The organism is Aromatoleum tolulyticum (genome assembly GCF_900156155.1).
GTDB lineage: Bacteria > Pseudomonadota > Gammaproteobacteria > Burkholderiales > Rhodocyclaceae > Aromatoleum > Aromatoleum tolulyticum.
The window spans coordinates 489,727-502,118 of the sequence record NZ_FTMD01000002.1 but is presented as its reverse complement, the minus strand read 5'-3'; the positions used below and the strand labels follow the sequence as shown (position 1 = coordinate 502,118).

General features: G+C 65.8%; 12 protein-coding genes and 1 tRNA gene. 6 read left to right on the top strand and 7 right to left on the bottom strand.

What is annotated here, in order from left to right; translation table 11 throughout:
• Positions 1-27: 27 nt before the first annotated feature.
• On the bottom strand, positions 28-1,209 hold the full coding sequence (locus tag BW991_RS04910; RefSeq protein WP_076600945.1) for a trans-sulfuration enzyme family protein: 1,182 nt from the start codon (positions 1,207-1,209) through the stop codon (positions 28-30).
• A 423-nt stretch (positions 1,210-1,632) separates the two neighbouring features.
• Between BW991_RS04910 and BW991_RS04905 the strand changes: the two genes are divergently transcribed.
• The gene (locus tag BW991_RS04905; RefSeq protein WP_212566858.1) at positions 1,633-2,034 is read left to right on the top strand and encodes a hypothetical protein; all 402 of its coding nucleotides are present in this window, start codon (positions 1,633-1,635) and stop codon (positions 2,032-2,034) included.
• Positions 2,035-2,081: 47 nt separating this feature from the next.
• Here BW991_RS04905 and BW991_RS04900 read toward each other — a convergent pair whose 3' ends face one another.
• The 3 genes from BW991_RS04900 to BW991_RS04890 all read right to left on the bottom strand — a co-directional run bounded on the left by BW991_RS04900 (position 2,082) and on the right by BW991_RS04890 (position 3,643).
• Positions 2,082-2,309 carry a hypothetical protein gene (locus tag BW991_RS04900; protein ID WP_050415078.1) on the bottom strand — a complete coding sequence of 76 codons (228 nt, stop codon included), beginning with the start codon at positions 2,307-2,309 and terminating at the stop codon, positions 2,082-2,084.
• A 402-nt stretch (positions 2,310-2,711) separates the two neighbouring features.
• Entirely contained in the window at positions 2,712-3,230 is a 519-nt protein-coding gene (locus BW991_RS04895) for a phasin family protein (protein WP_076600944.1), read from the bottom strand.
• Between the two features lie 155 nt (positions 3,231-3,385).
• Positions 3,386-3,643, bottom strand: a complete 258-nt coding sequence (locus BW991_RS04890; protein ID WP_076600943.1) for a hypothetical protein — start codon at positions 3,641-3,643, stop codon at positions 3,386-3,388.
• Between the two features lie 212 nt (positions 3,644-3,855).
• Between BW991_RS04890 and BW991_RS04885 the strand changes: the two genes are divergently transcribed.
• Both BW991_RS04885 and BW991_RS04880 read left to right on the top strand, forming a co-directional pair.
• Positions 3,856-4,962, top strand: coding sequence for a M14 family metallopeptidase (locus BW991_RS04885; RefSeq protein ID WP_244551614.1), 1,107 nt, complete (start codon positions 3,856-3,858; stop codon positions 4,960-4,962).
• Between the two features lie 4 nt (positions 4,963-4,966).
• Entirely contained in the window at positions 4,967-5,743 is a 777-nt protein-coding gene (locus BW991_RS04880) for an alpha/beta fold hydrolase (RefSeq protein ID WP_076600941.1), read from the top strand.
• Between the two features lie 105 nt (positions 5,744-5,848).
• Here the strand turns inward: BW991_RS04880 and katG are convergent, their stop codons facing one another.
• A complete protein-coding gene (gene katG, locus BW991_RS04875; RefSeq protein ID WP_076600940.1) occupies positions 5,849-8,044 on the bottom strand; it encodes a catalase/peroxidase HPI in 2,196 nt (731 codons plus the stop codon).
• Between the two features lie 272 nt (positions 8,045-8,316).
• On the opposite strand from katG, the gene BW991_RS04870 reads away from it, so the two are divergent.
• Entirely contained in the window at positions 8,317-9,393 is a 1,077-nt protein-coding gene (locus BW991_RS04870; RefSeq protein ID WP_076600939.1) for an ADP-ribosylglycohydrolase family protein, read from the top strand.
• Between the two features lie 179 nt (positions 9,394-9,572).
• Here the strand turns inward: BW991_RS04870 and BW991_RS04865 are convergent.
• Positions 9,573-9,649 (bottom strand) — tRNA-Met (locus tag BW991_RS04865).
• A 180-nt stretch (positions 9,650-9,829) separates the two neighbouring features.
• On the opposite strand from BW991_RS04865, the gene BW991_RS04860 reads away from it, so the two are divergent.
• Positions 9,830-10,387, top strand: coding sequence for a 1-acyl-sn-glycerol-3-phosphate acyltransferase (locus BW991_RS04860; protein ID WP_076600938.1), 558 nt, complete (start codon positions 9,830-9,832; stop codon positions 10,385-10,387).
• Between the two features lie 74 nt (positions 10,388-10,461).
• On the opposite strand, the gene BW991_RS04855 is transcribed toward BW991_RS04860, so the two are convergent.
• Positions 10,462-11,328, bottom strand: coding sequence for a Tim44 domain-containing protein (locus BW991_RS04855; protein ID WP_076600937.1), 867 nt, complete (start codon positions 11,326-11,328; stop codon positions 10,462-10,464).
• Positions 11,329-11,498: 170 nt separating this feature from the next.
• Here BW991_RS04855 and nhaR point away from each other — a divergent pair, with 170 nt between their 5' ends.
• Complete coding sequence (nhaR, locus tag BW991_RS04850; RefSeq protein WP_076600936.1) at positions 11,499-12,392, top strand: transcriptional activator NhaR; 894 nt, start codon at positions 11,499-11,501, stop codon at positions 12,390-12,392.

The window sequence follows — 12,392 nt, the reverse complement described above, 5'->3', positions numbered from 1 at the left end:
CCCCCCGGCATTTCCTGGTCGCCCCGGCTACTCGGCCGCAGCACTCGCGGCGAGCGCCTCGCGGAGGTCCGCGATCAGGTCCTGCGGGTGCTCGATCCCCACGCTGAGGCGGATCAGCCCCTCGCCGATCCCGCTGCGCGCCCGCGCTTCGGGCGAGATGAAACTGTGCGTGGTGCTGGCAGGATGGCAGGCGAGGCTGTCGACATCGCCCAGCGACACGGCCTGCGTGAACAGCTTCAGATTGTCCAGCAGTGCCGCGGCCGCCCGTCGGCTGCCCCGCGCCAGGTCGAAGGAAACGATGCCGCCGTATCCGCCTTCCATCTGCCGCCGCGCCAGCGTGTGCTGGGGGTGGCTCGCAAGCCCGGGGTAGTGTGTCGCGGCGACCGCGGGGTGTGTCGACAGGAAGGCCGCGACTTCGGCCGCACCCTCGCAATGCGCCGCCATGCGAAGGGGCAGGGTCTTGACGCCGCGCAGGATCAGGAAGGCCTCGTGCGGGGCGAGATTGCCGCCGACGTGCCCCATCCCGGTCGCGCGTACCGGGGCGATCAGCCGCTCCGCGCCGGCCAGCACGCCGCCGGTGCTGTCGCCGTGCCCGCCGAGGTATTTCGTCATCGAATGCATCACCAGATCGATGCCGTGTTCGAGCGGCCGGGTCAGGCACGGCGAGCAGAAGGTGTTGTCGGCGACTGTCGTGATGCCGCGCGCCCGCGCAAGCGCGGCGACGGCCGCCAGGTCGTGCAGGTGCAGCGTGGGGTTGGTCAGCGTCTCGACCCAGATCAGGCGCGTGGCAGGGGAGAGGCTCGCTTCGAGTCCGCGCTCGGCCGCGTCGACGACGCGGATGCCGAAGCGATCGCCGAAGGCGTTGAACAGGCTTTCCGTTCCGCCGTAAAGCGGCCCGAGGAACACGATCTCGTCGCCGGGCGAGAGCCGCGACAGCACCACCGACGACACCGCCGCCGTGCCGCTGCTGAAGGCGACTGCCGCCTCGGCGCCTTCCAGATCGGCAATCTTGTCCTCGAGCGCCTTGACCGTGGGGTTGGCGAACCTGCTGTAGCGGTACCCGTCGGCCTCGCCGGCAAAGATCGCCGCGCCGTTCTCCAGCGTGCCGTACGCGAAGGCTGAGGTCTGGCTGATCGGCGTGGCAATCGCGCCGCTCGCCGGATCGGGCTCTTGCCCGGCATGCACTGCGCGGGTGCGTAGATGATTCATGGGTGGGGCACGTCCTATGGGAAAGAAGCGGTTCCGCATGAGCGGTCTGCTGTGCAGTCTATAGCCGGAACCAATCCAAAGGCGGTTGCAACGATTTTATCCACACACTCTGTGGGAAAACCTGTGCATAACCTGTGTGCAGTGATCGCAAGTCCGCGACGTAACGATGCCGCGTGTGTGTGCCCGCCGATTGAGCATGTTGCAAGATGTTTCATTCACATGAACGTCATCGGTCGAGGCCTTCGTGCACATTTATGATCAGGCGCGTGCCTGCTCGACTGTCCTGGAGGTGCCGCGGCCGGCGTGGCCAGTTCGTCCGGCAGTGCCCCGCCGGGCATGCAGTGCGCGGGGCTCGCCTTGTTCTGGCGGTCAATCCCGCATAATGTGTTTATACGGTTTTAACGGTTGCGAGTGAGGTGTCTGATGAAAGGTTCTTCCAGCGCACGCGGCCGCGCCCCCGCGGATCCGGTGGCCGCACCGCGCGCGCGGTCGGGTGGGAAGGGCATCGACGGGGCTCCGGCAGCCGCCGCGGCGAACCGGACGCCGACTGCAGCCGTCGCGGACGACGCTGCGGCAAAGGACGGGAAGGGCAGGAGGAACGGTCTCAGGAAACCGAAGCTCGTGCGCGACAGCTTCACGTTTCCGGCGGCGGATCACGCCCGGCTCGGCGAACTCAAGCAGCGCGCGCTGAAGTCCGGGCGCGAAATCAAGAAGAGCGAGCTGTTGCGGGCGGGGCTGGCGGCCCTGGTGGCGATGCCGGACGCGGCCTTCCTCGCGACGCTCGATGGCGTGGAGCGGATCAAGACGGGGCGCCCGGCCAAGTAGCGCGCGTGTCGCCGGCCTGTCCGGCTGGCGGCGACGCCGGGCAGGCGCTACGGTGCGAGCACCCGCACGACGATGTCTTCGCCCAAGCCGTTGCGGAACATCCGCTCGGTGACGAATGCCCGCTCTATCGGCGTGAGCGCCTTCGCCAGGGTTTGCCCGATGCTGAAATGCCCCGCGCGAACATGTCGTTCGATGTGGCGGGCGGTTTCGAGGATCTTCTTGTGGCGGTTGGAAGGGCGCGCGCCTGCGCCGTCGCCGTCGATGACCGTGAGCATTCTTCGTGTGTGGAACCGCGGCCGGCCGGCCGGGGAGGTCGGGCCGCGACGGCAAGCCGCCGGAGCCTTTGCAGACGCCTCGTCACACCCTCCTTTCCCGTCTGCGTCTGGTTGCAGAGATCAACCCTGTCCTGCGCCCGCTTCATCTTTCCGCACGTATCGTCCGGTTGATGACGGTTTATATCGTTAAAACAGTTTATACGCTTTTATCGGGAGATCAAGGGCGGCCGTTGCGGTACTGCGGCTCAAGCGTTTTCCGGCGATTGCCTGAGTTCGGCGGCAAAAAAAATCCCTGCGCACCACCATCGGGTGCGCAGGGATCGGTGTGAGTACGGTCAGCGATGACCCGGAAACGTGCGGGTGGCTACCGCCTCAGACGGTGGAGATGGATGGAGCGATGCTTCAGGCCGATTTCCGCGTCCGACGGGAGGTTTCCTCATGCGATTCGGTCAGGCTTTCGCTGGCCGCTTCGCCGGTGCCGGTGCCGGTGGCGCGCTTGGCGAGCTGGAGGGCGGACATCACGGCGGCAAGTGCGAGATCCGTGCCGGCGGGCGCCGAGCGGGCTGCGTTGTCGATGTTGGCCGTGAGCTCGCGGTTGAATTCGGCGATGCGCGGCTCCATGAGTTGCAGGATCGCCTGCTGTCCGTCGCTGACGATCTCGTAGGCGCCGCGGACGCACGCGGTCGCATTGTCGATCACCGACTGGCCCAGCGCCATGTCGTGCGTGAGGCGCTCGCCCGTCTTCTGCGGATCCAGCAACGAGGTGGCACGGCTGGCTCCGTCCTGCAGCAGGGTGCGCGACGTGCCGAGGTTCAGCGCCATCAGACGTGCGCTGGTGTCGAAGGCGATGTTGAACACGGCGGTCATCGTGTCGAGGCCGGCCTTGCCGGAATCGACGAATTTTTCTGCGGTGGCGATCATTGCTTACTCCAGTGGCTATCGGTGGGCAGCGGGGGGACTTCGGTGCGAGCCTGCGGTGCAGGCTCACGTCCGTCTACATAACAGGCAGATGTTATGGATTTGTTGTCGTTGGTCGGGCCGATACGTTTCCGGGGCCGTGATCAAGGCCCCCGGGTTCAAGGCAATAATCGCCTATCCTGCATGGAGAGGAATTGCCGTTTCGCTTTCTGGCGCGCAAGATCTCGATTGATTTGCGATTGCTGCCTGCCGAACGCGTCACGTTCGGCGATGCTGCCCTGCGCGGCTTCGATCGAGCGCCGGCAACGCCAGCGGTAACCGTGTCGGGTGAGATGGCGGTCCATCTCATCGCGGGGGTGGTGAACGCGGCAGCAGTGGCAGAACAGCATCTCCGGCATCGAATTCAGGCTTTTCATGCGTTCGAATGGGTATCCGCGATCATTGCGAGGCTCCGGTGCTGACGGCGTCCGGTTGCCACGGATAGAGCCAGTCGTCCACGAACATCTCGTCGATGATTCGTTGCAGATCGAAGAATCTCCACCTCATTGGCGCTCCCGGGTGTCTGCGATGACTGACTCTGCTCACCCTATCAAGGGAACATGGCAATCTCGTTTCAGCAGGACGACGCGTGCGCGATCAGGACGGGAAGGCAATGCCTGTCGCTTCCGGGGCTACGCCCTGCCCACGCTCCCATTCCAGCTTTTCTGACGGTTCGATCGTGGCGAATTCTGCGATTTCCGAGCTGAGCGAACTGGAAAACGTCATCGAGGCGGGGAGGGGGTACCTCGAGACGCGTGTCGTGGCCGAAATCGATGGTGGATCCGGCACCCGATTCCCGCTCTACGCGATCGCATTGGGTAATCCGGATCGTGCGGTGCCCGCAATCGGTTTCTTCGGCGGCGTGCACGGGCTGGAAAGGATCGGTGCCGACGTCGTGATCGCCTACCTGAGGCACCTCGTCATGCGCCTGCGGTGGGACTCCACCCTGCATCGGCAGCTGGAATCCGTTCGTCTGGTTTTCATGCCCCTCGTGAATCCCGGCGGCATGTGGCGCGGCACGCGTGCCAATCCGAACGGCGTCGATCTGATGCGCAACGCGCCGCTCGACGCGCACGAGCGTGTGCCGCCGCTGATCGGCGGACAGCGTCTCAGCTCCCGCTTGCCGTGGTATCGCGGTCATCGCAACGGCGCAATGGAAACCGAGAGTCGCGCGCTGTGCGAAGCCGTCGGCGAGGAACTGCTGACGCGGGACTTCAGCATCGCCCTCGACTGCCATTCGGGATTCGGGCTGGTCGACCGCGTCTGGTTTCCGTACGCCCACACGCGCATACCGTTGCGCCACCTCGCGGAAATTCACGCCTTGAAGGAGATCTTTCGCCAGACGCATACGCATCATCCGTACATCTTCGAACCGCAAAGCCGCCAATATCTGACGCATGGCGACCTGTGGGATTTCCTGCACCTGCGTGCCTGCGAGACGGCCGGGCGCGTCTTCCTGCCGCTGACGCTGGAGATGGGGGCCTGGTTGTGGATCAAGAAGAATCCGCGTCAGCTGTTCTCGCGACAGGGAATCTTCAATCCCCAGGTCGCACACCGGCAGCAGCGCGTGCTCCGCCACCACCTGTCGCTGCTGGATTTCCTGGCGCGGGCGACGTGCAGCTACCGGCTATGGCTGCCGGAGGGGGAGGCGCGTGCCAGACACCACGAGCTTGCCGTCTCTCACTGGTACCGATGAGCCGATGACGACCTGGATCTTGCTCCGCGGTCTCACGCGGGAAAGTCGTCACTGGGGCGACTTCGTGGACACGTTCCGCCGAACCATGCCGGATTCGCGTGTCGTGACGATCGATCTTCCCGGGAACGGCGCGCTGCATCACCTGACCAGCCCGACCGACGTGCGCGAGATCGCCGCCTACTGCCAAAAGGCGTTGTCACGGCTCGGCATCGCGCCCCCCTACAACCTGCTGGCGATGTCGCTCGGTGCGATGGTCGCAGTGGCGTGGGCGCACGCGTGCCCGGGCGAGATTGCCCGCTGTGTCCTGATCAACACCAGCTTGCGCCCGTTCAGCCCGTTCTATCGGCGTCTGCGCCCGCGCAGCTACCTGCCGTTGCTGAAGCTGGCGCTGTTCGGGGGGAGCAGGCGCGAATGGGAGGAAAGGATCCTCTCGCTGACGAGCCGGCTGCGCGTCGGTGCGGCAGACGTGCTGGACTCCTGGGTCACCTTCCGTGCGGAATATCCGGTCACGAGGAAGAATGCGTGGCGCCAGCTGTGCGCGGCCGCGCGATACCGTGCGGGGAAGGAAAATCCGGGGACGGCACTGCTGATTCTTGCCAGCCGCAATGACGGGCTGGTTCATGTGGATTGTTCCGTGGCCCTTGCGCGCGCATGGAACTGTCCAATCAGTATTCATCCACGGGCGGGCCACGACATTCCGCTGGATGACGGCCCGTGGGTTGCAGCCCAGGTGCAGCAATGGGCGGAAAGTCGGGACCTTGATCGGAGTCAGGGGGCCTGAAAGCCCCGGCGCGGCCGGTTTGGGGACCGCGCCAGGACGTTCATCGGCGTTCCGGAAGCCGGCGTGACCATCTTGCCGCGAGCCCCCCGGAACGCCTTCCCCGGATCACTTCACGTCGAAGCGGTCGAGGTTCATCACCTTGTTCCAGGCCGCAACGAAGTCGCGCACGAACTTCGCCTGCGCGTCGTCCTGCGCATACACCTCGGCCAATGCGCGCAGCTGCGAGTTGGAGCCGAAGATCAGGTCCACGCGCGTGCCGGTCCACCTGGCTTCGCCGGTCTTGCGGTCACGCCCTTCGAAGCGGTCCCCCGCATCCGTGACCGGGTTCCAGACCGTTCGCATGTCGAGGAGATTGACGAAGAAGTCGTTGGTCAGCGTCTGAGGCCGCTGCGTGAACACGCCGTGCGGCGAGTTCCCGACGTTGGCGCCCAATACACGCAGGCCACCGACCAGCACCGTCATTTCGGGCGCGCTCAGGGTCAGGAGCTGCGCCCTGTCCACCAGCATCTGCTCGGCTGGCACGGTGCACGCCTGCTTCTGGTAGTTGCGGAAACCGTCGGCCAGCGGTTCCAGCACGGCGAACGACTCCACGTCGGTCTGCGCCTGCAGGGCGTCCCCGCGGCCCGGGGTGAAGGGCACATCCACCGGGTGCCCGCCTGCCCTGGCGGCAGCTTCGACTGCCGCGCCGCCGCCGAGCACGATCAGGTCGGCCATCGAGACTTTCTTGCCGCCCGTCTGGGCGCCGTTGAACGCTTGCCGGATGCCCTCGAGCGTCGCCAGCACCTTGGCCAGTTGTTCCGGCTGGTTCGCTTCCCAGTCCTTTTGCGGCGCGAGGCGGATGCGCGCACCGTTGGCTCCGCCACGCTTGTCCGAGCCGCGGAAGGTGGAAGCCGAGGCCCAGGCGGTGGAAACCAGCGCGGCCACCGACAGGCCCGAACCCATGATCCTGGCCTTCAGGTCGGCGATGTCCCTGGCGTCGATCAGGGGGTGATCGACGGCGGGAATCGGATCCTGCCAGATCAGGTCTTCGGCCGGCACCTCGGGGCCGAGGTAGCGGACCTTGGGCCCCATGTCGCGATGGGTCAGCTTGAACCACGCGCGCGCAAAGGCATCGGCCAGGGCCTGCGGGTCCTTATGGAAGCGGCGTGAAATGGGTTCGTAGATCGGATCGAAACGCAGCGACAGATCGGCCGTGGTCATCATCGGCGGATGCTTCTTCGACGGGTCGTGCGCGTCCGGAATCATGTCTTCCGGCTTGACGTCCATTGCCACCCACTGGTGGGCGCCGGCCGGACTCTTGGTCAGCGCCCATTCGTAGCCGAAGAGCATGTCGAAGTAGCCGTTGTCCCACGTCGTGGGATTGGGCTTCCACGCGCCCTCGATGCCGCTGGTGGTGGTGTCGCCGCCCTTGCCGGATCCGAAGCGGTTGATCCAGCCCAGCCCTTGCGCCTCGATGGGGGCGCCTTCGGGTTCGGGCCCGACGAGTGCCGGGTCACCGGCGCCGTGGGTCTTGCCGAAGGTGTGACCGCCGGCAACGAGCGCCACGGTCTCTTCGTCGTTCATCGCCATGCGCGCGAAGGTCTCGCGCACGTCACGGCCCGAGGCCACCGGATCCGGGTTGCCGTTCGGGCCTTCGGGGTTCACGTAGATCAGGCCCATCTGCACGGCGGCCAGCGGATTGGCCAGTTCGCGGTCGCCGCTGTAGCGCTTGTCGCCGAGCCAGGTGTCTTCGTTGCCCCAGTAGATATCCTCTTCCGGCTGCCAGATGTCGGCGCGGCCGCCACCGAAGCCGAAGGTCTTGAAGCCCATCGATTCCAGCGCGCAGTTCCCCGCCAGGATCATCAGGTCGGCCCAGGAAATCCTGTTGCCGTACTTCTGCTTGATCGGCCAGAGCAGGCGGCGTGCCTTGTCCAGGTTGCCGTTGTCCGGCCAGCTGTTGACCGGCGCAAAACGCTGGTTCCCCGTGCCGCCGCCGCCACGGCCGTCGCCCGTGCGGTAGGTGCCGGCGCTGTGCCAGGCCATGCGGATGAACAGGCCGCCGTAGTGCCCCCAGTCGGCGGGCCACCAGTCCTGCGAATCCGTCATCAGCGCATACAGATCCTGCTTCAGCGCGGCCAGGTCGAGCTTCCGGAATTCCGCGGCATAGTCGAAGTCGGCGCCCATCGGGCTGGAGGCCGGAGCGTGCTGGTGCAGGATGTTCAGGTTCAACTGGTTCGGCCACCAGTCCCGATTCGACCGAACGCCGACCGTTGCGCGCGCACCATGCATGCCGGCAAACGGACACTTGTTCTCGTTGCTCATGTTGACCTCTCCTTGCAAGGGTGAATGCAGCAGAAGCGATACTCACCTTAGCCGCGTTGCATTGCTGTTTCTATCGATTTCTATGCATGGGTGCGATAGCCCGGGTTCATCTGCGATGGGTATGTGCCTTGCAGGCGTCACCTTGCGGCCCGGCCCGGTGCACGCCGCGTAAGTAAGTGTTGCAGATGTCCCGCAGCGAAGACGGTGACGGGAACGCCCACCCCGCCGATGCGTCGAAAATCTGGTCGATGACAGCATCAGGAAGGGACGCGATGGCACACTCAACGACACAGGACCGCGCCGCGGGCGCCATACTCGGCGCCTTCATCGGCGACGCGCTCGGGCTCGGCCCCCACTGGTACTACGACCTCGACGAACTGCGTCGCGACTACGGCGACTGGATCACCGACTATACGAGCCCGCGGCCCGGGCGCTACCACGAAGGGATGGCAGCGGGGCAACTGTCGCAAGCCGGCCTGATCATGAAGATGCTGCTGCAGTCCGTCGTCGAGCGTGGCGATTACGAAGAGGCGGATTTCTGCCGTCGTATGGACGAGGAGCTCTTTCCCCGGCTCGATGGCACGCCGATGTCCGGGCCCGGCGGCTACACCAGTCAGTCGATCCGTGAAGCATGGCGCCGGCGGGTAGGGCAGGGCCTGCCATGGTCGCTAACCGGCGGACACGCGGATACCACCGAAGCGATCGAGCGCTCGCTGGTGCTCGCCGTGCGCTACGCCGGGGAGCCGCATCGGCTGGCCGACGCGATCGCCCGCAACACGCTCCTCACCCAGACCGACGAACTGATCGTATCGCTGACCGTGGCGTATGGAGCCGTCCTCGGCCTGCTGGTACAGGGGGAGAAACTGGACGCCCACCTCTCAGGGAAGCTCATGCGCCTGGTCAAGTCCGGTGACCTGCCTTTCCATGCGGTCACGACCCGACAACTCGAGGCCCCGCGCCGCGGCGAAGCCGAACCCTCGCACACCGGACGCTTTGCGTCACCCGACGCGCTGCTCACCCCGTCATACATTGCCCGCGCCGCCGCCGATCCCGACATCCGCATCGAACCCGCGTGGAAGGTCTCGCTCGTCTACGGGATGCCCTGCGCGGCCTACCACGTGTTGCCGGCCGTCTACTATCTTGCGGCGCGCTTCCACGACGATTTCGAGTCGGCCGTGCTGCACGCCATTAACGGTGGTGGTCAGAACGAGGCCCGCGCGATGCTCGCCGGCGCACTGGTCGGCGCCCAGTGCGGACTGTCGGGCATCCCCGGCCGCTTCCTCGACGGTCTCGAGGATGCAGTCGAACTCCAGCAGCTCGCACGAAGCCTCGCTGCGCAGCTCGCATAGGGGAGCATCGGCTGCTGTAGATGGAATTGCCGGCTGGAATTTCTGGGCGTGCAAGGGCTTGCTTGCGCACACTGCCCCATTCTCGAATCCGCTTGGTGGGAGCAGGCGGGCTTTGCGCGAGATTGCGCCAAAGCCGGAAACGACAAGGGCCTGCACGAAGTGCAGGCCCTTGGCTTGTTTGGTTGCGGGGGCAGGATTTGAACCTGCGACCTTCGGGTTATGAGCCCGACGAGCTGCCAGACTGCTCCACCCCGCGTCGGAGAAACAGAACTATAGCGAACTTCTAGCAGGGGGGCAAGAACTATTTTCGAAAATCTTCTCGCCGACCCTCGCAGGTTGTCTTGCCACCGCATTTATCGGATAGTGCCGGGTTTTCGTGCGGACCACGAATCGTCTTCAATTTCAGTGGCTTCGCGTTCTTGAGAGAGGAGGTTTGATGCTGGCGCGGCTGTTGTTGCGTCTGGCTGGCTGGCGCCTGGTGATTGTGCCGCCGCCCGGCCCGAAAGGGGTCGTGATGGTGTATCCGCATACGTCGAACTGGGATTTCCCGCTCGGCGTGCTGGCACGATCGGCATCGGGGTTGAGGATTTCCTACGTGGCGAAGGATTCGCTCTTTCGTCCGCCGCTCGGGGGGCTGTTCCGCTGGCTGGGCGGCATTCCGGTGAATCGGCGCGTCAGCACGGGATTCGTCGGGCAGCTGGTGCGTCGCTTTGCGGAGTCGGAGCGCCTGCTGATCGCGATCGCGCCCGAGGGAACTCGCGGCCATGTGCCGCACCTCAGGTCCGGCTTCTATCACCTTGCAGTCCAGGCGGGGGTTCCGCTCGGACTCGCGTTTATCGACTACGGTCGCCGCGAGGTGGGCATCGGGGCGTGGGTGACGCTCAGCGGCGATGCAGAGTGCGACCTGGTGACGATCCGCGACTTCTATGCGGGCCGACGGGGCAGGCACCCCGACAAGGCGGGCGAGATCAGGTTCGGTGACGGGCGTGGTTGAGCCGCAACGCGAATGAAAAAGGGCGACCGGCTTGCGGCCGGTCGCCCTTTGCTCTCTCTGGTGGGCAGGGGGTTTTAGTTCAGCTGCTGGATGCCCGCGACCTGCCAGCCCTGGTTGCCGTCGACCGGCTTGGTCAGGTGCCAGAACTCGTCGAAGTCGACCGGAGCGGCGCCGGCTTCTTCGCGGATCAGGCCGCGGAAGCGGACTGCGACACGGTAGCGGCGGTTTTCCTCGACGCATTCGACGACTTCGGCGTTGAGCTCCATCACTTCGGTCTGCTGCGGGGCCGTACCGCGCTCGCGGATCTGCATCTGCAGTTCGCCGAAGACCTCGGGGGTCACGAACTCGCGCAGGTCATCGAGGTTGCCGGCGTCGTTGGCGGCCTGCAGGCGGATGAAATTCACCTTGGCCTGGCGGGCAAAGCCTTCTGCATCGAAACCTGCCGGCAGGGCGTTGTTCGCCGGAGCTGCGACCGGTGCGGCGCTACCATAGGCCGGTTGCGCTTGCGACTGCATCGGGATGCTGCCGCCACCGGCGCCCATGCCTGCGTACTGCATCGCGGGCTGCTGCGTGCGCTTGCGCATCACCAGGCGGAAGACGGCGATTGCGGCGAACACGAGCAGGCCGATCATGAGCATGTTGGCAAACTCTTCGCCCATGCCGAGGTGCGAGGCGAGGGCGGCCAGGCCCAGGCCGGCGGCCAGGCCGGCGACGGGGCCGAGCCACGAGTTCTTGCGCGGGGCCTGGGCGGGCGCGGCAGCGGCCGTCGGTGCGGTCGGGGTGTCTGCCGTGCGGGCGGTGGTCGTGGACGATTGCGCAGTGCTGCTCTGCGTGCCGAACGACTTTCCGCTGCCGAGGCGCTTGGCTTCGGCATCGGTCGCCGTCAGGCCGACGCTCACGACGAGCGCGCAGACCGTGAGCAGGAGTCGGGTGAGTTTCATAAGGGCAGGGTCTCCTTCGAGCGTTTGAGTTCCGTGTCCCGCGCACCCTTGCCGGGGGCACGCGATCCGGTGCACCGATCGGTGCACACGACGTTTGGAGGATACGGAGCCTTGGACTTCTGTGGAAGATGAATTTAAAGTATGTTAACTCAGGAAAAAGGGAAGTTAACATGCAGCCGCTCAACTACCGTCACCTATATTACTTCTGGGTCGTCGCGAAGGAGGGCGGTATCGCGCGGGCCGCGGAGCGGCTCGAGATGGCGGTGCAGACCGTCAGCACCCAGGTGCGCGAACTCGAACGCTCGCTGGGTTACTCGCTGTTCAAGTCGGTGGGGAGAGGGATCGAGCTCACCGATGCGGGTGCGACGGCGGTGCGCTACGCGGAGCAGATCTTCCAGCTCGGTGAGGCCTTGCCGGCGGCCGTGCAGGAGGCGGCGAATGCGCAGGGCGTGCGCCTCGCGGTCGGGATCTCCGATGCATTGCCGAAGCTGGCGGTGCGGCATCTGCTGCAACCCGCGGTGCAGACGCCGAACCTGCGCCTGCAATGCCAGGAGGGCGATTTCGACGACCTGCTCGCCGACCTAGCCCTGCATCGGCTGGACGTGGTGCTGGCCGACCGGCCCGCGCCGGCGAATCCGAACCTGCGGGTGTTCAGCCACCGGCTGGGGAAATCGCCAATCGCGTGGTACGTGCGGGCGGACATCGCCGCGAAGGTCGAGCTGGACTTCCCTGCCTGCCTCGCCGAACTTCCCTTGCTGTTGCCGACGACGGATTCGGCGGTGCGCAGCCGCCTCGACGACTGGCTCGCGCGTCATGGCATTCGTCCGCGCATCGTCGGCGAGTTCGAGGACAGCGCGCTACTGGCGACCTTCGGCGAAAGCGGGCTTGGTGCCTTTCCGGCCCCCGAGTTGTCGTCGGAGGAGTTCACCCGCACGCGCGGTCTGGCGCTGCTGGGGCGCTGCCCGGACGTGGTCGAGCACTTCTATGCGATCTCGGCGCAGCGCAAGGTCGATCATCCGGTGATCCGCAGCCTGCTTGCGGGGGCAGAGCACGCCAGCACGTGA